The organism is Ideonella aquatica, from assembly GCF_018069755.1.
Taxonomy (GTDB): Bacteria; Pseudomonadota; Gammaproteobacteria; order Burkholderiales; family Burkholderiaceae_C; genus Ideonella; species Ideonella aquatica.
Genome location: NZ_JAGQDE010000011.1, coordinates 67,182 through 89,248, shown reverse-complemented (window position 1 = coordinate 89,248; position 22,067 = coordinate 67,182). Strand labels below are relative to the sequence as shown.

Annotated in this window: 19 protein-coding genes; 5 read left to right on the top strand and 14 right to left on the bottom strand. The window is 69.6% G+C overall.

The features are described from left to right. Positions 1–75 precede the first annotated feature (75 nt). From gshA to KAK06_RS13470, 13 genes are all read right to left on the bottom strand, one after another. Positions 76–1,371 carry a glutamate--cysteine ligase gene (gene gshA, locus KAK06_RS13530; protein WP_210802649.1) on the bottom strand — a complete coding sequence of 432 codons (1,296 nt, stop codon included), beginning with the start codon at positions 1,369–1,371 and terminating at the stop codon, positions 76–78. 104 nt (positions 1,372–1,475) lie between these two features. Further along, the gene (locus KAK06_RS13525; protein ID WP_210802648.1) at positions 1,476–2,237 is read right to left on the bottom strand and encodes a sulfotransferase family 2 domain-containing protein; all 762 of its coding nucleotides are present in this window, start codon (positions 2,235–2,237) and stop codon (positions 1,476–1,478) included. Further along, positions 2,234–4,765: a glycosyltransferase gene (locus KAK06_RS13520; protein ID WP_210802647.1), complete on the bottom strand. Its 2,532-nt coding sequence runs from the start codon at positions 4,763–4,765 to the stop codon at positions 2,234–2,236. Before KAK06_RS13520 ends, KAK06_RS13525 begins: the two co-directional genes overlap by 4 nt. Positions 4,766–4,846: 81 nt before the next feature. Further along, on the bottom strand, positions 4,847–5,971 hold the full coding sequence (locus KAK06_RS13515) for a hypothetical protein (RefSeq protein ID WP_210802646.1): 1,125 nt from the start codon (positions 5,969–5,971) through the stop codon (positions 4,847–4,849). Then, a complete protein-coding gene (locus KAK06_RS13510) occupies positions 5,968–7,374 on the bottom strand; it encodes a hypothetical protein (protein WP_210802645.1) in 1,407 nt (468 codons plus the stop codon). The genes KAK06_RS13515 and KAK06_RS13510 overlap by 4 nt, the downstream gene beginning before the upstream one ends. A gap of 31 nt (positions 7,375–7,405) precedes the next feature. Beyond that, entirely contained in the window at positions 7,406–8,770 is a 1,365-nt protein-coding gene (locus tag KAK06_RS13505) for a hypothetical protein (protein ID WP_210802644.1), read from the bottom strand. Further along, positions 8,767–9,807: a hypothetical protein gene (locus KAK06_RS13500; RefSeq protein WP_210802643.1), complete on the bottom strand. Its 1,041-nt coding sequence runs from the start codon at positions 9,805–9,807 to the stop codon at positions 8,767–8,769. Before KAK06_RS13500 ends, KAK06_RS13505 begins: the two co-directional genes overlap by 4 nt. After that, complete coding sequence (locus KAK06_RS13495; RefSeq protein ID WP_210802642.1) at positions 9,804–10,880, bottom strand: glycosyltransferase; 1,077 nt, start codon at positions 10,878–10,880, stop codon at positions 9,804–9,806. The genes KAK06_RS13500 and KAK06_RS13495 overlap by 4 nt, the downstream gene beginning before the upstream one ends. After that, positions 10,877–11,851 carry a hypothetical protein gene (locus tag KAK06_RS13490; RefSeq protein ID WP_210802641.1) on the bottom strand — a complete coding sequence of 325 codons (975 nt, stop codon included), beginning with the start codon at positions 11,849–11,851 and terminating at the stop codon, positions 10,877–10,879. Before KAK06_RS13490 ends, KAK06_RS13495 begins: the two co-directional genes overlap by 4 nt. Continuing rightward, positions 11,848–12,156, bottom strand: coding sequence for a hypothetical protein (locus tag KAK06_RS13485; protein WP_210802640.1), 309 nt, complete (start codon positions 12,154–12,156; stop codon positions 11,848–11,850). The genes KAK06_RS13490 and KAK06_RS13485 overlap by 4 nt, the downstream gene beginning before the upstream one ends. Before the next feature lie 405 nt (positions 12,157–12,561). Beyond that, positions 12,562–14,097, bottom strand: a complete 1,536-nt coding sequence (locus KAK06_RS13480) for an ammonium transporter (protein WP_247652845.1) — start codon at positions 14,095–14,097, stop codon at positions 12,562–12,564. A 31-nt stretch (positions 14,098–14,128) separates the two neighbouring features. Beyond that, positions 14,129–14,467 carry a P-II family nitrogen regulator gene (locus tag KAK06_RS13475; RefSeq protein WP_210802639.1) on the bottom strand — a complete coding sequence of 113 codons (339 nt, stop codon included), beginning with the start codon at positions 14,465–14,467 and terminating at the stop codon, positions 14,129–14,131. Positions 14,468–14,495: 28 nt separating this feature from the next. Continuing rightward, positions 14,496–15,218, bottom strand: a complete 723-nt coding sequence (locus KAK06_RS13470; protein WP_210802638.1) for a TorF family putative porin — start codon at positions 15,216–15,218, stop codon at positions 14,496–14,498. 246 nt (positions 15,219–15,464) lie between these two features. Between KAK06_RS13470 and KAK06_RS13465 the strand changes: the two genes are divergently transcribed. The 5 genes from KAK06_RS13465 to KAK06_RS13445 all read left to right on the top strand — a co-directional run bounded on the left by KAK06_RS13465 (position 15,465) and on the right by KAK06_RS13445 (position 20,749). Continuing rightward, positions 15,465–16,991, top strand: a complete 1,527-nt coding sequence (locus KAK06_RS13465; protein WP_210802637.1) for a YifB family Mg chelatase-like AAA ATPase — start codon at positions 15,465–15,467, stop codon at positions 16,989–16,991. Between the two features lie 3 nt (positions 16,992–16,994). Beyond that, on the top strand, positions 16,995–18,098 hold the full coding sequence (locus KAK06_RS13460; RefSeq protein ID WP_210802636.1) for a glycosyltransferase family protein: 1,104 nt from the start codon (positions 16,995–16,997) through the stop codon (positions 18,096–18,098). A 176-nt stretch (positions 18,099–18,274) separates the two neighbouring features. Further along, on the top strand, positions 18,275–19,375 hold the full coding sequence (locus KAK06_RS13455; RefSeq protein ID WP_210802635.1) for a C1 family peptidase: 1,101 nt from the start codon (positions 18,275–18,277) through the stop codon (positions 19,373–19,375). Positions 19,376–19,491: 116 nt separating this feature from the next. Further along, entirely contained in the window at positions 19,492–19,803 is a 312-nt protein-coding gene (locus tag KAK06_RS13450; protein ID WP_210802634.1) for a hypothetical protein, read from the top strand. Between the two features lie 4 nt (positions 19,804–19,807). Continuing rightward, complete coding sequence (locus KAK06_RS13445) at positions 19,808–20,749, top strand: glycosyltransferase family 29 protein (RefSeq protein WP_210802633.1); 942 nt, start codon at positions 19,808–19,810, stop codon at positions 20,747–20,749. Between the two features lie 9 nt (positions 20,750–20,758). Here the strand turns inward: KAK06_RS13445 and KAK06_RS13440 are convergent, their stop codons facing one another. Next, positions 20,759–21,985, bottom strand: a complete 1,227-nt coding sequence (locus tag KAK06_RS13440) for a glycosyltransferase (RefSeq protein WP_210802632.1) — start codon at positions 21,983–21,985, stop codon at positions 20,759–20,761. Positions 21,986–22,067: the final 82 nt, after the last annotated feature.

The window sequence follows — 22,067 nt, the reverse complement described above, 5'->3', positions numbered from 1 at the left end:
GTGGCCTGTTGCCCGGTCGCGACGCTTGCGCCCGGCGGCGCCCAGGAGCGCACGGCCAGGCGGGGAGACCCTGCTTCAATCGTAGGTTTCGGCGTTCGGGTCGGTGGCTTCCAGCTCGTAGGCAGCGGCCAGCATCGCCAGACGGCCGATCACGCCGTACATGTAGAAGCGGTTGGGCGCGCTGACGCCGGGCTTCTCGCCCGGGCGCGGCAGCTGGTTGCTTTTCTCGAAGGCCAGCGGCACAAAGCTGGCCCCGGGCGCGTTGAGGTTCTCGTCGATGCCGCGCTCGGCATGCACGCGGTAGAAGCCGCCCACCACATAGCGGTCGATCATGTAGACCACCGGCTCGGCCACGGCCTCGTTGACCCGCTCGTAGGTGGGCACGCCTTCCTGGATGATCACCTGGGTCACGCGCTGGCCGTCCTTGACGACGTCCATCTTGTTGCGCGTGCGGCGGTTGACCTCGTCCAGGTCCTTGGCGTCGCGCACCGTCATGATGCCCATGCCATAGGTGCCGTTGTCGGCCTTGACGACCACAAAGGGCTTCTCGCCGATGCCGTATTCCTTGTGCTTGCGGCGGATCTTGGTGAGCAGCGCGTCGACCTGGGTCTGCACGCACTCCAGGCCGGTGCCGGCCTGCCAGTCGACCTCGCCGCAGTGGGCGTACATGGGGTTGATCAGCCAGGGGTCCATGCCCAGCAGCTTGGCGAACTTCTTGGCCACTTCCTCGTAGGCCTCGAAGTGGCGGGTCTTGCGCCGCACCGCCCAGCCGGCATGCAGCGGCGGCAGCAGGTACTGCTCGTGCAGGCCCTCCAGCACCTTGGGGATGCCGGCCGACAGGTCGTTGTTCAGCAAGATGGTGCAGGGGTCGAAGTTCTTCAGGCCCAGGCGGCGCTGGCTGCGCAGCAGCGGCTCGAGCGTCAGGCTGCTGCCGTCGGGCAGCTCGATCGGTGTGGGCTCGGTGATGGCCTCGTCCAGCGTGCCCAGGCGCACATTCAGGCCGGCGTTGGTGAAGATGCGCACCAGCCGCTGCACGTTCATCAGGTAGAACATGTTGCGGGTGTGGCGTTCGGGCACCAGCAGCAGGTTGCGCGCTTCGGGGCAGATCTTCTCGATCGCCGCCATCGCCGCCTGCACCGCCAGCGGCAGCATTTCGTCGGTCAGGTTGTTGAAGCCGCCGGGGAACAGGTTGGTGTCCACCGGCGCCAGCTTGTAGCCGGCGTTGCGCACGTCCACCGAGGTGTAGAACGGTGGCGTGTGCTCCATCCACTCCAGGCGGAACCAGCGCTCGATGGCTGGCATCGACTCGAGGATGCGCTGCTCCAGCTCATTGATCGGGCCGATGAGTGCGGTGACGAGGTGGGGGACCATGGCGGCGGCAGGCGTGCGTGCGGGAGGCGATCGATTCTAGGCAGATGGGGCCCCGCAGGGGGATTTCCAGCCACCCGCGCCAAAAAAGGGCGCCGTCGCCAGGTTCAGGTGCGGGCGCGCAGCCGCTCCAGGGCCTGCTGATGCAGCTTCAGATCGTCGGCGTTGTGGGTCAGCAGCGCCGCGTAGCAGGCCTCGCCCACCTCGGCGCGCAGGCGCTCGAGCCGCTCTTCCAGCGGCGCGTTGGTGTCGCGGCTGACATTGGCGTGCACGCTGCGGGCCACGAACTCGGGCAGGTCGTCCTGCACCAGCGACTGCAGCAGGGCCATCGAGCGGTCGAACTCCTCGACCACCCCCACGAAGGGCAGGGTCTCGACCGCCCGGCTGGCGCGCTCGAATTCGGTGCCTTCGGTGGCCGGGAACATCGGCGCGAAGCGGCTGAGGTGGAAATTGCGGCACTGGCGGTCGCGCGCTATCGACAGGCGCACCTCGACATAGCCGGCCAGCGTGGTGTGGCGGGCCAGCACGCTGCCAAAACCGTCGCCGCCCTGTTTGCGCTCGAAGGCATAGGCCGAGGCAATGCGGTCGATCGGGTGGCGGATGAAGATCACCGGCAGGATGTCGACCTGCCCCATGTCGGGCGGCGGCAGCTCGACGGTGTGCGACGAGAAGGCCACGGCCTCGGGGTGGTCGCGGATCCACTCGGCCACCTCGCGCCGGTGTGGCGTGGGGTTGGCACGGGCCACGAACTCGCGCGTCACCCAGCGGCTGCCGAAGCAGGCGCGCAGCAGTTCGTCCACCGAGGTGCCGGCGTTCTTGAACAGATGGTGATGCAGGATGACCTTGCGGCGGGGGCGGGCGGGTGTCATGCGGCGGCGGCCGGGCTGGGTTCGATGGCCGCGGCGATCGCGGCGTCCACCACCTCGGCAGAACAATGGTCGGCGATCATGGCCAGGCCGGCCTGGGCCAGCCGCTCGGCGAGCGCGCGGTCGGCGTGCAGCGCCAGGATCTTGGCGGCAAAGTGGGCCGGGTCCTCGGCGACGAGTTCGCCCAGCGGGCCATCGACCGGGATGCCCTCGGCGGCACAGGGGGTCATCACGCAGGGCAGGCCGGCCGCCAGGGCCTCCAGCACCTTGCCCTTGACGCCCGCGCCGTAGCGCAGCGGGGCTACGCTGAGCAGGCACTGCTCGTACATCGCCTGCACATCGGGCACATAGCCCATGGTCCACACGCGCGGGCCGGCCAGGCGACGCACCTCATCGGTCATGTAGCTGCCCACCAGGCTGACCTGGACATCGGGCGCCGATGCCCAGACCAGCGGCATGATCTCTTCGACCAGCCAGCGCGCGGCGTCGACATTGGGCGTGTGGCGGAAGCCGCCCACGAAGACCACGCCCTGGCGCTGGCGTGCATCGGTCTTCACCGGGCGCAGCGGGTAGGTCCAGGGCACCACATGCACGCGGGACTGCGGCGTGGCCTCGGCCAGCAGCGCCCGCTCGACGCTGGAGTGGACGATGGTGGCGTCCACCGACTGGATCACCGACAGCTCGACCTGGCGCACTTCAGCGGCGCGCTGCGCCAGCGCGGCGTTGTCGGTGTGGCGGGCCTCGCGCTCCATGCGCAGGTGGTGCAGGTCGGCCACGTTGTAGAGGATGCGCGCCTGGGGCTGGTGGCGGCGCAGCATGCCGGCGTACTTGGTGCCGTTGGTGAAGCGGTGCAGGTAGACCACGTCGATCGGCATCTGGTTCTTGCGCAGATACTCCTCGACGCTCCAGAAGAACGGGTGGTAGATGCACTCCACGCCGATGGCCTGCAGCGCCTCGGTGTAGGGGTAGATCTGGGCCATGTTGTCGGCCGGGATGAAGGTGACCTTGTAGCCCAGGCGGATCAGCGAGCGGATGTGCTGCATCGCCGCGTTGCTGCCGGCATCCTGGTCCGGGGTGGGCACCACATCATCGATGAACAGCGCGCGCTTGCGCACTGTGCGCTCCACCTCGATGTCGGGCTGGTTGGAGTTGAAGCCGTGGCTGGCCAGCGCGTCCTTCCAGCGCTCGTAGAACTTGCGGTGGTTGACGGCCTGGTACTTCTTCATGCCGCCACCGGTCACGCTGGTGCCGCTGGTCAGGCCTTCCAGGTGCACCACCACCGACTGCGGCTGCACCACCACCCGCCAGCCGGCCTGGCGCACGCGGAAGCACAGGTCGGTGTCCTCGTAGTAGGCCGGGGCGAAATGGGTGTCGAAGCCGCCCAGCTCGTCGAACAGGCCCTTGCGGATCATCAGCGCGGCGCCCGAGACATAGTCGGCATCGCGCAGGAAGCAAAAGCGCGGCTCGGCCGGGTCGCGATGGCGGCCCCAGTTCCAGGCATCGCCCATGCGCCAGACGATGCCGCCGAACTCCTGCAGCGAGCCGTCACCGAACAGCAGCTTGGAGCCCACCACGCCCACGCGCGGCACCTGCTCGAAAGTCTTGACCAGTGCGTCCAGCCAGCCCGGCCGCACCAGGGTGTCGTTGTTCAGGAAGAACAGGAACTCGCCGCGCGCCAGCGAGGCGCCGCGGTTGCAGCTCTTGACGAAGCCCAGGTTGGTGTCATTGCGCACCACCTGCACCGAACCACCGAAGACCAGCGGCGCCAGCAGGGTCTCGTCGGCGGAACAGTCGTCCACCATGATGACCTCGATCGGCGCGTCGGGCAGGGCCTTGGCGATGGCGTCGATGCAGTCGTAGGTCAGCTGGAACTTGCCATGCACCGGGATGATCACCGAGACCAGCGGGGCGCCGCTCAGCGGCAGGCGCAGCGGGCGGTAGCGCGTGGACAGTGCGATGCTGGCGCCCTGCACCCACTGTGCGGGGGTGGCGGCGTCGATGAGTTCGCTCAGGGGACCCAGATCAGGCGCCGCCGGTTCGGTGCCCAGCTCGGCGCGGCGCTGCAGCAGCGTGCCCAGTTGCGCCACCACAAAGGACAGCGCGCGGTCAAGGTCGGCCGGACGACGGGCGCTGTCGACTTCGTTGCGGCACAGCGTGGCCACGTGCTGCTGGGCCGCGTCGTCCAGGCCGCCGTCTTCGCGCACCAGCTCGATGGGCGAGCCGGTGAGCTCGGCGCCGTCGCGCAGCCGACGCACGCTGATCAGGTGGCGCGACTTGGGCAGCAGCGAGGCGCTGAAGCTCAGGATGAAACCGCAGTAGCCGTCGCCCAGGCCGGCGTCCCGCACATCGGGGCGGAACAGATTGGCCTCGATCGTGGCCAGGCGCTCGCCGCCGTCGAGGATCTCCACCATCACCGGGCCGTCCGAGGCCTCCGGGTCCCAGGCCCAGCCGGAGATCTGGGTGGCCGAGACCATGTCGAGATGGCCATTGCCGAATCGGGCCGCCAGATTTTTCGCGGAGGGTTTGCTCATGGAGGGATTGTCAGCGCTGCTGGGGGCGGCCGGGGCGACGGCGGGCCGCAGCGACCGGAGCCAGGAGGGGCCCGCCATCGCTCAGGCCTTGCGGGCGGCGGCCCGCTCCTCGCGCCGCGCCGCCTTGTCCGGGTCGTCCACCGCGAAGTGGCGCCGGGTCTGGCGCAGGATGCTGGCGTCCTCGGCCTGGGCCGCCAACTGCAGCTTCTCGGTCATGGTCGCAGCGATGTCGCTGGACTGCGCCGAGACCCCCAGCACGTCCACCGCCCAGCGTCGGGTTTCCTCGTCCAGATCCAATACCTGCCGCAGGTCGGTGAGACCATCCGGGGCCGGCTTGCGGTTCAGGTGGCCCAGCGGACAGCCCAGGCGCGACTCCATCCAGGCGATGTCCTCGGCCGTGCCCTTGACAGCCTCGACCAGCAGCTCGTTGCTCAGGCGCAGTTTGGGGCCGGGCAGCTGCGAGGCCAGGCGGGTGATCCAGCGCGTGGCCTGCAGATCGCGGCTGTGGGTGCGGCTGGCGAGCTGATGGTTGAAGTTGGCGATCACGGCCACGCCGCGGCGCGACAGGCCCTCGTTCTTGCGCACGATGGAGGATTCGGGCAGGTCCAGGCCGGTGGTGGCGATGAAGTCGCTGACCACGTCGCCGTTGCGCAGCTTGGCGCTGCTGAAGTGGCGGTAGATGACGTTCTCGGCGCCGAAGACGTCCTCCACCTCGGTGAACCAGGCCTTGTAGGGCGGGCTCATGCGCGCCAGGTTCACGAACTCGACCGAGCGCTTCTTCAGCTGTTCCTGGAACAGGCTCTCGATGTAGCCGTAGGGCTCGCGCACGTAGAGCACCACGCGCATGTCGTCGACCTTCTTGGCGAACCAGTCGCGCATCATGGTCAGGCTGGCAGTGCCGAAGGCCGAGCCGATCATCTCGGAGGAGATCACGAACACGGACTTCGGGCGGTCGAGGAATTTCTCGACCCGGTCACCGAAGTTGTGCAGGCCGGCCACACGGCCTTTGCCCTTCTCGTTGAGGTTGCCGGTGAAGCTGGCATCGAACATCGAGCGCAGGTAGTAGCCCGAGTTGCCGTTCTCGCGGTAGAGGAACTGGTAGAGCGGCGTGGTCGGCGTCTCGCTGAGCGTCACCTGGATCGAGGTGCTGCCGGTCTTCTGCATGCCGCCGTGGATGAACAGGGTCTTGCGCGGGGTGGAGGTCATGGGTTGCTCGCGGTGTTCTGGGTCACGTCCACCGGGCACTCCAGCGGCGTGAAGCCCTTTTGTTCGAACCAGCACCAGCCCTCCTGCAGTCCGGTGATCTGCAGGATGTAGCGGCCGGGTTCGGCCGGTGCCAACACCTCGATGTCGGCCGGGATGCGCTGGCCGGGGTGCACCAGCTGCACGGGCAGCGGCGTGCGCCGGCCTTCGAAGTGGGCCATGCGGCGGTCAGCGTGCAGCCAGTGGTAGCACAGGCGCAGCGGCATCTGGGGCGTGCCGCGCCACCATTGCGGGCTTTGCTGCTGCAGCGTCACCCGCAGGCGCTCGACCTGACCCGCCCGCATCGTGGTGGGGGGCGTGTCCCAGACCATGTGGCCCTGGGCGCTTTCCAGACGCAGCGGCCCGAGCGTGGCTTCCAGGTAGAGCAGCGCCGCCTCCCGGGCGAAGCGGGTGGCGTCCTCGTCCTGGGGACCGGCCTGTCGCAGGTAGCGCTCGGGCACCTCGTCGAATACGATGCCGAACTCGTCGCGCAGCACCTCGGCGTGCGGCTTGAACTCGGTCAGGACGTACTCGATCTGCTCCGCGCTGAGCTTGATCGGTTCGCCGGTGAGGCGGTTGAGCTGACTGCCGTGGTGGTTGTTGAAGTCGGCCTGCGACATGCGGATGCCCAGCGCCGCGAGGTGCTCGCGCAGGGCCATGCCGAAGGCCAGGCCATGGGCACTGAGGCTTTCATTGGCGCTGCGCTGGCGCTGCGCCAGCGCGCGCGCCTGTGCCAGGTCCAGCCCCAGGGCGTGGAAGAAGTCGATCACCACGTCGCCCTCGGTCAGGGCCTGGCGCGTGAATAGACGCACCTCCAGGGCCTCACGCCCGAAGGCATTGACCAGGTTGTTGAAGCGCTCCTTGAAGCGGTAGATCGGCCGCTCTTCGTCGGGCGCCCAGGCCGGGCGGCCCATCTTGACGCGCTGGCTCATGGCGCTGACCGCGTAGGACAGGGGCGGGCGCACATAGACCAGCACCTTGACGCGGTGGGCAAAGCCCTCGCAGTAGGCGCGCATGGCGGCCAGCTCCGGCTGGCTCAGGCCGATGAAGCCCTCGTACGAGAACAGCAACTGGCGCGCTGGCGGCTGGGCGCGGATCCACTCGGTCTGCTCGCGCAGGTAGATCTCGTCAGCCGCACGGATCGCGGTCTCGTCGGTGCGGCCCATCTCGAGGTTGAGGGCATAGCTGGCCGGGCTGCTGGAGAAATACGAGCCCAACTGGGCGTGCCAGCTGCCCGGCGGATACACCAACGAGCAGCGCGATGCCAGCTCGGCCCGGGCCTGGTTGCACACGTCCTGGATGGCGGTGGAACCGGTCTTGTCGATGCCGAAATGCAGGATCGCGGTGTCGAAGGGCTTGGCTGTCATCGGTTGAAGTCTGCCGCAAAGGCCACCGCGGTCACGACACGCTCAGCTTGGACGAGAACTTGGTGAAGCCCTTCTGGTCCAGCCAGGCGTGCTGTTCCTGGACCACGCTGATCTCCAGCGTGTACTCGCCTGGCGCCTTGGGCGCCTTCACCTTGAGCTCCAGCTTGCACTTGTCGCGCGCGCGCAGTCGGGCATGTGGCAGCGGGGTACGGCCGCCGCCGGCGATCAGCTTGCCGTCGGCACCGCGGTAGCGGTAGCCGATGTTGATCGGGTTGGGGTTGGTGGACTGCCACAGCACGCTGGAGTCGTTGAACAGCGTGATGCCCAGCTTCAGGTCGGCGCCAGCCTTGGCCTGGGCCGGCATGTTGTCGACCTCGACATGGCCGAAGGCGTTCTCGAGCAGGCACTGCTTGATCACCATGGCGGTGACGACGTTGGCGATGTCGCGCAGGATCTCTTCCGAGGCGGTGTCGGCCGGCGCAATGTACTTCTCGGGCGGGTCCTTGAAGACGATGCCGAACTCGCTGCGCAGGTAGTCCAGGCCGGCGCGGCTGGTCTGGGCCACCACCTCGGCCTGCTCGGGCGTCAGCTTGATCGAGGGGCCCGGCAGGTCGGCGATCAGACCACCGTACTTGCGCTGGTACTCGGCCGACGGCAGCTTGATGCCGGCATCCAGCAGCGCCTTGGCGAAGGCGCCGCCGAACATCATGGCGCGCGAGGTCATGCGCTGGTTGGCGCGCTCGGGTGTGACGTAGTCCGGTGAATCGATGATGTCGGCAGCGCCGACGATGTGCAGGAAGTCGATCACGGCATCGTTGCCGGTCAGCTGGTCGGACTCGAAGGAGCGCACCATCACCGAGTCACGGCCGAAGAGCTTGACCAGGCGGCCGACCTTCTCGGGGAAGTTGTGGATCGGGATGCGGCCGCTGGGGCAGGGCTCCTTGCCCATGCGCACGTTCTGGCCCATGGCGCTGACGGCATAGGAATGCGGCTCGCGCACGTACATCACCGCGATCACCGAGTCGGCGTAGCGCCGCGCCCATTTGTACAGACCCTCCAGTGCCTCGTCGGGCAGATGCATGAAGCCTTCATAGGAGGCGACCAGGGTCTCGCAGTTCTGCGCCGACTTGATGAAGTCCTCGACCTCGACCAGGTACTGCTTGTCGCGGGCCTGAATCTTGGCGCGGTCGGCAATGCCGAGGTTGCGGTTGAAGACGTAGCTTTCGGGTTCGGCGCAGAAGGCCGAGCCGAGCATCGGATGCACATCGCCAGGCAGGTAGGCTGCCAGACCCCGGCGGCGCAGCGGCTCGCGCATGGTCCCCAAGGCCTTCTGGATGGAGGTGCTGCCGGTCTTGTCGGTCCCAACGTGGATGATGACTTGTTTGTACTGCTTCATGTAGAACTCCTGGGGGGTTCAGGGGCGCCGAGCGTGCCTTGTGGGCTGCCCGACAACTGGTATTCCATGAGAACAAAACCGAGCACGCGCGCATCACCTTCCGCCGAGTGCGGGGTCAGGTCCAACTCCACGTGGTAGCGGGCCGGCACGTTCATCGTGAACACGATCTCGAAGGTATCTTCGTCGTATTGCACCTGGGTGTCGCTGGTGTCGGAGCGGATGCGCAGCGCATGCAGCGTGCCGCCGATGCCGCGCCGCCAGCCCTTGAGGCGCAGGTGGGCTCCGGGCCGCTGGGTGGTGCAGCGCAGGCGAAGCGTGTTGCTCACCCAGCCGTCGTCGTAGCGGTTGCCGTCGTGGATGTGGACCGTGGTGCCGAGTGCCTCGTCGCTCACCAGCAGGCGCGTCGGGTCGGGGTCGCCCAGGTCCAGCTGCTGCGGCGGCGCCTGCACGCGCAGGATGTGGACCACGTCCTCCAGCAGGCGCGGCAGGTTGCTGTCGGACAGCAGCGAGTAGCGCGGCCGCATGGCCTTGAGCTTGTCGGTGAACTCCTGGGCCCCCAGGATGCCGCCGCGCACGCCGTTGAGGCGGTCGATGTGCGGCGCATGGTGGCGGGCGAACTCCTCGAGGTCACCGGCCGAGGGCATGCGCGAGAGCAGCGTCAGGTAGGCGTAGACCGCCATCCGGTCGGCGTCCTTGAGCAACAGCGGGACATGGTTGTCCAGCCGCTCCAGCGCGGGCAGCAGCAGGTCTTCCTGGACCAGGGTGCGGAAGCGCTTGTCCGCCGGGTCCCAGATGGCGCGCAGCGCGGCCAGCGGCAAGTCCAGCAGCGTGAAGGCCACGAACTCGAGCGGCATGTCCTTGCTGAGCGGCCAGCGCAGCTGGTAGAGGCCGCTGGCGTCCTGGGCGGCCGGGCGCAGCACCTGCACCGGATCGCCCCGGAACCAGACGATGACCAGCGGGTGCAGGCCATGCGACCCCAGGCTGCCGCACTCGATGTGGCAGTGATCGGCCTCGACACGAACCAGCAGGGAGCTCATCGCAGCAGCGCCGATTTCACGGTCTCGTAGGAGCTGTCCCAGTGGCTTTCGGCGATCGCCTGGCCGCGCGTGTCCGCGGCGGTGCTGGTGAAGCGCGCCGCCAGGGCCTCGAACTGGCGACCGAAGTCGCCGCGCTTGAACGGGGAGAAGTAATGCACGTGACTGGGGGCCACTTCGGGGATGGAGCTGGATCGGGTGGTCAGCACCGGCGCGCCGCAGACGAAGGCCTCACGCACCGGCATGCCATAGCCCTCGAACACCGACGGGTAGATCAGCAGGTGCGAGCGGCGGATCAGGTCGAGCTTGGCTTCTTCGGAGATGTAGCCCGGGAACTGGATCGTGCCGGCCTGGACCTGCGGCTCCAGGCCCAGGCGCTCGATCAGGCGGTGCATCGATTCGCCCCAGCCGAACTTGCCCGGCAGGATGAAGGCGAAGCGCGAGGCGAACGTGGGGCTCTCGGCGATGTATTCCAGCACCTGGCGGATGTTCTTGCGCGGCTCCAGCGTGCCCAGCACGGTGACGATCGGCCGTTCGTCGTGGAACGAGGGCATGGAGAAGTCGGCCACCACCGCCCCGGGGTTGCAGATCACCCGGCGCTTTTTCAGCGACTGCGGGAAATACAGCTCCAGGTCGCGCAGCGTGGCCTGCGAGACGGCAAAGACGATGTCCGAGGTCTCGATGTCGCGCGCCACCGTCGTGCGGTGGTGGCGGATGGTCTCCTTCGAGTGGAACTGCGGCGTCGTGACCGTGCTCAGGTCATGGACGATGAAGCCCTCGGTGCTGAAGACGCCGCGGATGGACTTGTAATTCGGGAAGAAGCCGATGCTGCCCGGCGCCGGGGCGATCTGGCGCAGCGGCAGGCGGGCCATGTCGGCCAGCCGGGCGCCGCTGGCGTCGTCGATGGCCAGGCGCACGAAGGACTGCGGGATCTCGTGCCAGTTGATGAAGAAACGCGTCTCGAGCGTGTCGGCGTCGGCCAGGAAACGGCGCGCCAGCTCCTTGGCCACGTTGGGGATGCCGCTGAAATTGCGCTCGAAGAGCGGCGACACCTCAAAATAGACGACGGGTTTCATGCGAGCAACTGGTCCAGGCGAAGGCGGCGCCACAGCGGCTGGCGATCGGGCTCGAAGGTGCCGTCGAAGTCCTGGGTGGCCACCCGCAGGCCAATCAGCTGGGACAGCGCGTTCTCGAACAGGTGGCGGCTGCGGTAGCCGGTGCTGAACAGCTCGAAATCCAGGTCGCGCAGCGCCGCCATCAGGCCGAGCTCGATGTCCAGCGTCTCGAGCAGCACCACGCCCGGGTGCCGCTGGGCCAGCCGGTCCAGCGCCTCGGCCACCGGGTCGTCGTGGCCGTCCTCGGTGCTGAAGACGATCAGCAGGTTCAGCACCACGTCCAGCCGCCGGGCGGCCAGATCCAGCGCAAAACCCAGGCGGGTGATCTCGTCCAGGTCGGGTTGCACCACCAGCAGGTTGCGCGCGCGGACCTCATTGGAGCGCTGCTGCAGCAGGCGCACATGCAGCTTGGACATGGCCAGCTTGTGCTTGATCGGCAGCTTGACGTGGCTGGGGTCGAGCGGGAAGGTGGGCGGCTTCGGGCAGTACTGCACAAAGCGCTGCAGCAGGTCATCGCCCGCCAGGTTGGCGGTGGGCAGGCTGGCGCCCAGCGCGTGGTCGCCCACATAGTCGCCCTGGATGTCGACGTAGTAGCCGACATCGGCGCCCTTGAGGTAGCGGTGGTCCTCGGGGGCGCGCAGGCTGAAGAAGACGATCGGCGTGCCGTCGTCCACCTCGAACTCGGAGAGCAGCTCGGCCCGGCTGGCGAAGTACTCGGGCAGGGCCAGGTGGGCCGCCTTGGGCAGGCCGTGGCGCTGCGCCGTCTCCACCAGGATCCGGGCCAGGGCAAAGGACAGGTCGGCCACCTCGTCCGCGGCCGGGCGGCGCCCGTAGACGTGCGAGGTGGCGAAGAGCAGCAGGGGCGGTCGACCAGAGCCCAGGCGGTCTTCAGCCGTCTGCCCGGGTTCCGCCTGTACTGCAGTCATGTTCATTCGACGGACGGCTCCTGGAGATCAGACAGGGTGTCGTCGGCCTTCTCGCCGGCCGGCTTGGGCTGCACGAACAGGGTGCGCATCACCGGCTTGCCGGCCGACGGGCCTTCCTTGGCGATGACCGACTTCGAGCGGAAGACGCCCAGGCGCGGGATGCGGGTGTCGCCCTCACCGCCGTCGCGGACCTCGGCGATGATGACGCCGAAGGCGGTCTCCAGCGCCGCCGCCAGCGTGGCGTTGGGCAGCGCGCGGACTTCGGCGCCGCCCTCGTCCTTGACGCGCTTCATCAGGTCAGAAAAAGTCATGTTCATGGTTCAGACCCCCGTCCATTTGCCGCAGGTTGGCTGGACCGAGGTGGCGTGGGCAAGGCGGGCTTTCCGCGTGACAGTGGCTCGCATTGGCATGGTGGCTTCCTGAAGTCTGTAAGAGTCGTGAGCATGCGCGAAAGACGCGCAGGCGGCCAGGGACGACTGCACACGACACCGCCGATTGTGATAGCTACTTCGGAGGCCAGGCGCCGAACTATAGGCCCAGCCGTCGCGGCGCCCACCCCACTGATCGCGCGCTTGCGCACAGCTGAAAATGTTGCTAGGCGCGGCTTTGCGGGCCATGGCGCAAAAAAAACGGGGCCACGTCGCCGTGGCCCCGAACTCGCTCCGAACTGTTCAGGGGCCGGGGGGCGCCTGCTGGCGCTCCCCGGCCCGGTCTCATCACTTGTTGTAGGCGGTTTCGCCGTGGGTCGTGATGTCCAGACCCTCGCGTTCCTCTTCTTCGGTCACGCGCAGGCCGATCACCATGTCGACCACCTTGTAGGCGATCAGCGACACCACGCCCGACCAGACCACCGTGATCGCCACGGCCTTGGCCTGCACCCAGACCTGGCTGGCGATGCTGTAGGCGTCCGGGGCGATCATGCCCACCGTCACCCAGTCGCCCACCGCGCTCGGGCCGCCCAGGTTGGGCGAGTTGAAGACGCCGGTCAGCAGCGCACCCAGGATGCCGCAGACACCGTGCACGCCGAACACGTCCAGCGAGTCGTCGGCGCCCAGCATCTTCTTCAGGCCCGACACGCCCCACAGGCCGGCGAAGCCCGAGATCGCACCGATCACCAGCGCACCGCCGATGCCGACGTTGCCGGCGGCCGGGGTGATCGCCACCAGGCCGGCGACGGCACCGGAGGCAGCGCCCAGCATCGAGGCCTTGCCCTTGTGCAGCGCTTCACCCACGCTCCAGCCCAGCACCGCAGCGGCGGTGGCGACGAAGGTGTTGATGAAGGCCAGGGCAGCAAAGCCGTTGGCTTCCAGGGCGGAGCCGGCGTTGAAGCCGAACCAGCCCACCCACAGCAGCGAGGCACCGACCATGGTCAGCGTCAGGCTGTGCGGCGCCATCGATTCCTTGCCGTAGCCCACGCGCTTGCCGATCATGTAGGCACCCACCAGGCCCGCCACGGCGGCGTTGATGTGCACCACGGTGCCGCCGGCAAAGTCCAGCGCACCCATCTGCCAGATGAAGCCGGCCTTGGCGTTCATCGCGTCGACCACTTCGGCGCCGGTGTAGGCGTCCGGACCCATCCAGTACCACACCATGTGGGCGATCGGGGCGTAGCTGAAGGTGAACCAGATCACCATGAACAGCAGCACCGCCGAGAACTTGGCGCGCTCGGCGAAGGCGCCCACGATCAGCGCGCAGGTGATGCCGGCGAAGGTGGCCTGGAAGGCGGCAAAGACGATCTCGGGGATGTAGACGCCCTTGCTGAAGGTGGCCGCCGGCGTGAAGGTGCCCGCGACGTTGTCCCAGACGCCCTTCATGAACAGCCGGTCAAAGCCGCCGAAGAAGGCATTGCCCTCGGTGAAGGCCAGGCTGTAGCCGTAGACGGCCCACAGCACGACGATCAGCGAGAACGTGACCATCACCTGCATCAGCACCGACAGCATGTTCTTGCTGCGCACCAGGCCGCCGTAGAACAGCGCCAGGCCGGGCACGGTCATCAGGATGACCAGCAGGGTGGAGACCATCATCCAGGCGGTGTCGCCCTTGTTGATGACGGGGGCTGCGGCGGCCGAGGCGGCTTCCGCGGGGGCGGAGGCGGCCTCAGCAGCCGGCGCCGCCGCCGAGGCGGCATCGGCCACCGCCGCCGCCACGGAGGCAGCAGCGGCAGGCGCAGAGGCGGCGTCCTGGGCCAGGACGGCGCCCGCGAAGCCCCAGGCCGCGAGGCCCAGGGCGAGGGAGGCAATCAACTTCTTCATGATGTGCGTGTCTCTGGTGGGTCTTTCGGTGTCAGAGGGCGTCCTTGCCGGTCTCGCCGGTGCGGATGCGTACGACCTGTTCCAGCGGCGAGACGAAGATCTTGCCGTCGCCGATCTTGCCGGTGCGGGCCGAGCCCTCGATGGCCTCGATGACGCGGTCGACGAGGGCGTCGTCAATCGCCGCCTCGATCTTGACCTTGGGCAGGAAGTCGACGACGTACTCGGCGCCGCGGTAGAGCTCGGTGTGGCCCTTCTGGCGGCCGAAGCCCTTGACTTCGGTGACAGTGATGCCTTGCACGCCGATCGCGCTCAGGGCTTCGCGGACTTCGTCGAGCTTGAAGGGCTTGACAATCGCGGTGACCATCTTCATGGCTGGGCTCCTTGTGTGTGGCAGGGCGTCAGAAAGCGGCCTTCACGGCCAGGACCACGCCGGACTTGCCCAGGTCCTTGTTGCCGACCGGCGAGACGTAGGCGTCGGTGTCGGTGTTGACCACGGCGATCGACGGCGTCCACATGCCGAAGGTCTTGCTCAGCGTCAGCGAGTAGTCGGTGTAGCTGGCGGCGCTCAGGTGCGCGACCTTCTGGTAGCCCACGTGCGGGGTCAGCATCAGGCCGTCGCCCAGGTCGAAGCCGGCGCTCAGGTCCACGTAGCCGCTGTTCTTGCTGTTGGGGAAGCCGAACAGGTTGGTCACGCTGTGCGAGTACTTCAGCGTGGCCGGGCCGTAGCTCAGGGCGCCGTAGATCTCGGTGGTGTTGGCGCTGGGGTTCAGGTTGTTGCTCGGGTAGATGTAGGTCAGCGCGCCCACGTCCAGCGTCAGGCCGGCCGAGACCTCGCCCTTCCAGCCGCCGTACACGTCGATTTCGACGCTGGCATCACCGCCGCCGTCCTTGACCCACTTGATGGTCGAGGCCCAGGCGCCCAGGTACAGGCCGTTCGGGCCGGCGAAGTCCAGGCCGCCTTGCAGCGCCGGCTTCACACGGGTTTGCGAGATGCCGCGGTAGCGGTAGTCGCTGGTCAGGCTGACGTTGAAGGACAGCGGGCTGGCTTCTTCGGCCTGGCTGACCGTGGGCAGGGCGGTCAGCAGCAGGCTGGCGGCGAGGGCGATGAGCGACTTGTTCATGTGGGAGTGACTCCAGAGGTGGGATGGACAGATCCAAGTGATCGGCAGGCTTTCTGCAGCTTCCGTGCCATGCGTGCCCGCCGGGCTCAGCCCTGGCGTGGCACCGTTGTGGTGCACCAGTGTGGTGCGGCGGGCTTGGTCCCGGCGCGTTGGCGCGGCACAATGGGGCGTATCGGCCGGCGATGTATCGGCTTTGCCCATCGATGGGGCGCACGGGGCCGCCAGGCCCCCAGGGGAGGTCCTGGAATGTCATTGGCAGTGGTCTTCAGCCGCGCGCTGGACGGCTTGCGCGCGCCCGAAGTGCGGGTCGAGGTGCATCTGGCCAACGGCCTGCCCAGCTTCACGCTGGTCGGTCTGGCCGACACGGAAGTCAAGGAGGCGCGCGAGCGCGTGCGCGCCGCGCTGCAGCAGTGCGGCTACGACTTCCCGCACAACCGCCGCGTCACGGTCAACCTGGCGCCGGCCGATCTGCCCAAGGAGTCGGGCCGCTTCGATCTGCCGATCGCGGTGGGCCTGCTGGCCGCCCAGGGCCTGCTCGACGAGGCCCGGCTGGCGCGGCTGGAGCTGGCCGGCGAGCTGTCGCTGGCGGGCGAGCTGCGCCCGGTGCGCGGCGCGCTGGCGCTGGCCCTGGCGGCGCAGCGCGACGGCGAGGGCCGCACCCTGGTGCTGCCCGCTGACAGCGCGGCCGAGGCGGCCCTGGTCGACGGCCTGGACGTGCGCGCCGCGCGCCACCTGTCCGAGGTGGTCGCGGCGCTGCTGCCCCAGGCGGCCGAAGCCTTGCCCGCGGCCCAGCCGCGCGCGCCAGTGCCTCCCGCCGCCGTGCCTGATCTGGCCGAGGTGCGCGGCCAGGCGGCGGCGCGGCGCGCGCTGGAGATTGCTGCGGCTGGCGGCCACAGCCTGCTGCTGGTGGGTCCGCCCGGCACCGGCAAGTCGATGCTGGCGCAGCGCCTGCCGGGCCTGCTGCCACCGATGACCCGCGCCGAGGCGCTGGAGAGCGCCGCGCTGCAAGGCCTGGCGGCCAGCGGTTTCGATGCCGCCGGATGGCGCCAGCGGCCCTGGCGCGCGCCGCACCACTCGGCCAGCTCGGCGGCCCTGGTCGGCGGCGGCAGCCCGCCGCGGCCGGGCGAGATCTCGCTGGCGCATGGCGGCGTGCTGTTCCTGGACGAGCTGCCCGAGTTTCCGCGCAGCGCGCTCGAGGCCCTGCGCGAGCCGCTGGAGAACGGCCACATCACGATCTCGCGCGCGGCGCGGCAGGCGCGCTTCCCGGCGCGCTTCCAGCTGGTCGCGGCGATGAACCCCTGCCCCTGCGGCTGGCTGGGCACGCCTGATGGCGGCCCCATGGCCTGCCGCTGCACGCCCGAGGCGGTGGCGCGCTACCAGCGCCGGCTGTCGGGCCCGCTGCTCGACCGCATCGACATGCAGGTCGAGGTGCCGGCGCTCACGCCCGCCGAGCTGCTGGCCGCCGCACCCGGCGAGCCCAGCGCGGTGGTGGCCGAGCGCGTGGCGGCCGCCGCCGCGCGCGCCCACGCGCGCCAGGGCGAGCTGCCCAACGCCTGGCTGGCCGGCCCGCGCCTGCAGTCCCACGCGCCGCTGGCGCCGGCGGCGCGCACCCTGCTGGAATCGGCCGCCAGCCGCCTGGGCTGGTCGGGCCGCGGCCTGCACCGGGTGCTGCGCGTGGCGCGCACCATCGCCGACCTGGCCGACCAGGCCCAGATCGACGTGCCCGCGGTGGCCGAGGCCATCCAGTACCGCCGGGCCCTGCCCGATACTTGAGGGGTGACGCCCACCCCCGCCGCCCGCCCTGCGCCTGCCCGACCCTGGTCGCTGGCCTTTCTGGCGGTGGGGGGGGAGCGCACCCGCACGGTGGACGACGGCTCCTGGCGCTACCGCATCGCCCACCTGGCGCAGGCCCTGCAGGCGCGCGGCCACCGCGTGCACCTGGGCCATGGCCTGGCGCCGCTGCCCTGGCGGCCCGACCTGGTGCTGCTGCACCGCCCGGCCGACGGCTTCTGGCTGCGACAGCGCCTGGCCGCGTGGCGCCGCGCTGGCGTGCCGGTGCTGGCCGACTTTGACGACCTGGTGTTCGAGCCCGCGCTGGCGCCCGAGAGCCCCGCGGTGCTCAACCGCCGCCTGCCCGAGGCCGAGATGGCGCGCCGCTACCGGGCCCACCGCGCGGTGCTGGCCCAGGTGGACGGTTTCACCGTGGCCACCCAGGCGCTGGCCGAGGAACTGCACACCGTGCTGGCCCACGATGGCCTGGCGCGCCCGGTGGCCTGCATTCCCAACGCCGTGCCGCCGGCCTGGTGCGGCCTGCCCGCCACGCCCTGGCCGACCGATCCGGCCGGGCCGGCGATCGGCTACTTCAGCGGCACCCACAGCCACGACCGCGACCTGGCCGAGGCCGCGCCCGGCCTGGCCCAGGCGCTGCGCGGCCAGCCCGCCTGGCGGCTGCAGCTGGTGGGGCGCGGTGATTTTCAGGTGGACCTCGCGCCCGCGCGCCTGCGCCGCCTGCCGCGCCTGCCCTTCGACAACGGCTACACCGACGCCCTGCGCCAGGTGGCGCTGGCCCTGCTGCCGCTGCAGCCCACGCGCTTCAACCGCTGCAAGTCGGCCCTCAAGCTGATCGAGGCGGGCTGGTGGAACGTGCCCGTGCTGGCCTCGCCGCTGCCCGATGCCGGGCGCTTCGCCGGTCCCGGCCTGGTCACGGTCGAGCGGCCGCAGGACTGGGCCGACGCGGTGCAGGCGCTGATGGCCGATCCGGCGCGCCTGGCCGCCGCGTCGCACGGCTTGCGCCAACGCGTGCTGGCGCAGGCCGACGGCGAGCGCATCGCCGCCGACTGGCGCCGCTTCGTGGTCAGCGCGCTGGGGGTGGGGCGGTGAGCGCCGGAGGGCGTCTGGTCTTTGCCGCAGGCACTGGGATGTCCCGCCTTGCGGCGCCATTGGTGCAGGAACATACTCTGGCGCGGTAAGGCGGGGCCCCGGACACCAGGGCAACCAGACACACCCCCCGGCGACCCTGTACGCCGGAACACAGCGCGACCGGGAGGCGACGCACCATGACAGCCTATCTCAACGGGCTCTTGAGCGAGGGAGCCATTGGCGAGGCAGAGTTCGGCGTCCTGATCGCCCTGGGTCCGCGCAGTGCCGCCGAGTTGTACGCGCTGTGCTGCCATTTCACGGGTTTGCTCAGCCGCACCTTGCCTCGAGGCGATGTTTCCAGAATTTCCTTCATCGCGGCGCGGGATACCGCGCTGTCGTTTCGCAACACGGTCACCAGTCGCTTGGGCCATCCCCGGGCCATTGGGCCGCTGGGGGCATCGGCGCCCTCAGGGGCGTTCCCGGCGATGGGGCAGCCGCACAGCGGGCCCGGGGCGCCCGGCGCAGGCACTGCCGCATCCCTTCGGCCCATCGACCACCACACCGCCCTGCGCAGGCAAGGCTGGCCGGTGCGAGACCAGGGCGACCGCGGTACCTGTGTCGCCCATGCCCTGGTCGCGGCCTGGGAACAACGCGTCCACCGCGGTGGCGCGCCCACCGACTACTCTGAGCAGTTCGTGTTCTGGAGCGCCAAGCAGGCCGATGGCGACCCTGGCGATGGCACGCAACATGCTTTCGCCCTGCAGGGCCTCCAGTCGCGAGGGATCTGCAAGGAGGCGGACTGGCCCTATGACGGCAACATTCAGGCGGGTTCCGTCGACCACGGTCCACCACCACCGTTGGCGGTCGCACAGGCGTCCGCCCAAGTCCATGCCGGCGGCGGGGTCCGACGCAATGCGACCGCGCTGGGGCTGTACAAGCAACTCCTGCGCGGGCCTGTCGCGATCGGGCTGCCGGTGTACGCCGATCCGATGGATACCCAGTTCAACAATTGGAATGTGCCGGGTCTCTACGAGTGGGGTATCGTCGCGCAGCCGCCGCTGTCGTCCATCGTCATCGGTGGGCATGCGGTCTGCGTTGTCGGGTTCGAGCCGGATCCGGACGAGCCCTCGGGGAACGGCTGGTTCATCATCCGCAATTCCTGGGGGGCCGACTTTGGCCAGCAGTTGCCCGGACCCGCTGGGGGTGGGGCGGCCGCCGCCTTCGGACCCGAGCCGGGTTACGGGCAGGTCAGTTGGGACTACGTCGATGCGCGGCTGTGGGAAGTGTGCTGGCTCTAGGGGCAGACTGGGCCCGGCCGGTGAACTAGGCTTGAGCGGGCCCTGTTATCCGGGCGCTTGCGCCCTGGACACCGCTGCATCGTTCGGATCTGTCAGAACGTCATCCGGGTGCCGAATTGAAGATTCACGCTGACCCCTCCATCACGCCTTCGCCCGGTGACTTTGGCGCCCGGGTCGATGGTGCTGCCAACACGCTGCTTGTCGCGCCTGCGCTGGCCGAGTTCGCGCGACGCCACCATCTGGTCACCGCCGAGGCGCTGGCGGGTTTCGCCAGTGCGTTCCCGTCGGCACTGGCGTCCAGCCTCTCCTGGCGTGCCGCCTCGGTCCTCACTGCCGTTCAAGGTCTGAATGCATTGATGGCGTCCAACGGTGTTCCCGTTGGCGAGGCCCAGGCACCCAGACGCAAGCGAGTGCTTGGCCTCGGATGACGTTTTGAGGTGCTGGGCGTCCCGGATCCTGGCCGCGCTCAGGCGCAGGCAGGGTCGCTATCACCGGTCGCTGCTCGCCCTGGCCAATGCCCAGGCCGTCGGCGGTGGGCACCACCTGCTGGCCGCCGCCGAGCTGCGGCGCGACCTGGGTCGGCCCTTGCCGCAGCGCTGGGTGGCCCCGCTGGTGCAGGGCCTGGCGGCGCTGCCGCCCGCGCGGCGCGCGCGGGCGCTGGGCCTGCTGGCCGAGGTGGTCCCCGCGCTGCTGCCCACACTGCCCGCCGCGGTGGTGGACGGGGCTGCCGACCTGCCGCCTGGTGCGGCCGAACAGCTGGGCCGACCCCAGCCGCTGGCCGATGCCGAAGCCCGCGCCGCGTTTTTGGCCTGGGTGCAGGCCCAGCGGGCCGGCGGCCATGCGCTGGTGGGCAATGCCGCCACGCTGGCCGGCCGCCGCCTGGGCGCGCAGATCGACGCCTCGGCCGCTGTCTGGCGCTTCAACCACTGGCAGGGCGCTGGTGCCCATGCGCTGGATGTAGGCGGGCGCTGTGATGTGTGGGTGCTGGCTCCGGATGTGCAGGACGCGCCCCTGCCGGCCGGGCTGCGCTGGGCCGTGGTCAGCGGACCGGACCCGCGTTTTCGCCTGACCCGCTGGCCGCTGGCCGAGCGCCTGCGGCAGGCCGGCGTGCCGGTGCTGACGGTGCCGCTGCCGGTCTGGCGCTCGGCGGTCCAGTCCCTGCAGGCGCCCCCCAGTGCCGGCCTGCTGATGCTGGCCTGGCTGGGCAGCTTGCCGGGCGGCTGGCAGGGTGTGTCGGCCCTGGGCATCGGCGAGGGTGTCGCCGCCGGTGGTCGCTACCACCTGGCCCAGCCGGCGGCGCGGCCCGGCCGCCGCCACGACTGGTCGGCGGAGGCCGCTCTGGTCGCCCGCTGGCGCGCCCAGGGTCTGCGCTGAGCCCGGACCTCAGCCGCAGACCTGCTCGATCACCCGCTGCCACTGCGGCAGGCAGACGCTGCGCAGATCGCAGCGCTCCACCACCGTGCGCCGCGCGGCGGCGCGCAGCGCGGCATCGGCCTGCGGTGGGGCCTGCAGCACGCGCGCCGCGGTGTCGGCCAAGGCGTCGGTGTCGAAGAAGTCCACCAGGCTGCCGTTGACACCGTCCTCGATGAAGTCCTGCACCGGCGCGGTCCGGCTGCCGATCACATGGCCGCCCACGCTCATTGCCTCCAGGCAGCTCCAGCTCAGCACAAAGGGGTAGGTCAGGTAGACATGGGCGCGCGCCACCTGCAGCAGCCGGGTCAGCGCGGCGCGCGGCAACAGGCCGGTGAAGTGCACCCGCGACAGGTCCAGCTGATCCTGCACCTCGGCCAGGAAGTGCTGCTTCCAGGTGCGGCCGGCGGGCGCCGCGGCGCCGTAGCTGACGCCGTCGCCACCCACGATCACCACCTGCGCGTCAGGCACCAGGCGCTGCAGCCGGGGCAGGGCGCGCATGAAGCGGTGGTAGCCGCGGTAGGGCTCCAGGTTGCGGTTCACGAAGCTCAGCACCCGGTCACCCGGGCCCAGGTCCAGCCCCAGGGCAGGCCATTGAAAGCGGGCCTGCGGGTCGGGCGCAATGGCCTGGGTGTCGATGCCGTCAAAGACCACGCTCAGCTTGGCGGCGAACGCCGCCGGCATCCGGCTGGCCTGCCAGGCGGTGGGCACCACACCGTGGTCCATCTGCAACAGTGCTTCGCTCAAGGCGGTGTTGCGCATGCGCAGCTTGACCCGCTCGTCAATGCCCACGCGGTCGAACTCGGGGTCGAAGCCCACGTCCGCGCCCTCGCTGCCGTAATAGAACTCCATCAGGCAGATCAGCCGGGCGCGCGGGAAGATGTCCTTCACGAACAGCGCCTCGCCCCAGCCCGGGTGGGCGATGACCAGGTCGGGCACCCAGCCGCGGCGCGACAGCGCCAGCATCGCCCGGGCGCAGGCCTCGCCGCGCAGCACCTTGGTTTCGGCGTCGCGCAGCAGCGTGTGCGGCAGCGGCAGACCGTCGGGCCGGCCGACCCGGTAACGGTGGATGTGTACGCCCGGCAGTGGCTCGCAGCGCTGCACGCACAAGGCATGCACCTCGTGCCCGGCCGCCGCCAGCGTGGGCGCCAAATGGCGGAATTGGCCCGGGAAGTTCTGGTGGATGAACAGAATCCGCATGGAAAGCAGGAATAGTGGCGTCTGTCTACCCACTTTAGGGGGAGTCTAAACAGACCGCTTTGCTACATTCCCCGGACTCGGG

Coding starts and splice junctions, on each gene's coding strand:
- KAK06_RS13475 (WP_210802639.1), bottom strand. CDS start 14,467: ATGAAGATGGTCACCGCGATTGTCAAGCCCTTCAAGCTCGACGAAGTC.
- KAK06_RS13505 (WP_210802644.1), bottom strand. CDS start 8,770: ATGAAGCAGTACAAACAAGTCATCATCCACGTTGGGACCGACAAGACC.
- KAK06_RS13510 (WP_210802645.1), bottom strand. CDS start 7,374: ATGACAGCCAAGCCCTTCGACACCGCGATCCTGCATTTCGGCATCGAC.
- KAK06_RS13500 (WP_210802643.1), bottom strand. CDS start 9,807: ATGAGCTCCCTGCTGGTTCGTGTCGAGGCCGATCACTGCCACATCGAG.
- KAK06_RS13520 (WP_210802647.1), bottom strand. CDS start 4,765: ATGAGCAAACCCTCCGCGAAAAATCTGGCGGCCCGATTCGGCAATGGC.
- KAK06_RS13470 (WP_210802638.1), bottom strand. CDS start 15,218: ATGAACAAGTCGCTCATCGCCCTCGCCGCCAGCCTGCTGCTGACCGCC.
- KAK06_RS13515 (WP_210802646.1), bottom strand. CDS start 5,971: ATGACCTCCACCCCGCGCAAGACCCTGTTCATCCACGGCGGCATGCAG.
- KAK06_RS13525 (WP_210802648.1), bottom strand. CDS start 2,237: ATGACACCCGCCCGCCCCCGCCGCAAGGTCATCCTGCATCACCATCTG.
- KAK06_RS13440 (WP_210802632.1), bottom strand. CDS start 21,985: ATGCGGATTCTGTTCATCCACCAGAACTTCCCGGGCCAATTCCGCCAT.
- KAK06_RS13485 (WP_210802640.1), bottom strand. CDS start 12,156: ATGACTTTTTCTGACCTGATGAAGCGCGTCAAGGACGAGGGCGGCGCC.
- KAK06_RS13480 (WP_247652845.1), bottom strand. CDS start 14,097: ATGAAGAAGTTGATTGCCTCCCTCGCCCTGGGCCTCGCGGCCTGGGGC.
- KAK06_RS13495 (WP_210802642.1), bottom strand. CDS start 10,880: ATGAAACCCGTCGTCTATTTTGAGGTGTCGCCGCTCTTCGAGCGCAAT.
- gshA (WP_210802649.1), bottom strand. CDS start 1,371: ATGGTCCCCCACCTCGTCACCGCACTCATCGGCCCGATCAATGAGCTG.
- KAK06_RS13455 (WP_210802635.1), top strand. CDS start 18,275: ATGACAGCCTATCTCAACGGGCTCTTGAGCGAGGGAGCCATTGGCGAG.
- KAK06_RS13490 (WP_210802641.1), bottom strand. CDS start 11,851: ATGAACATGACTGCAGTACAGGCGGAACCCGGGCAGACGGCTGAAGAC.
- KAK06_RS13465 (WP_210802637.1), top strand. CDS start 15,465: ATGTCATTGGCAGTGGTCTTCAGCCGCGCGCTGGACGGCTTGCGCGCG.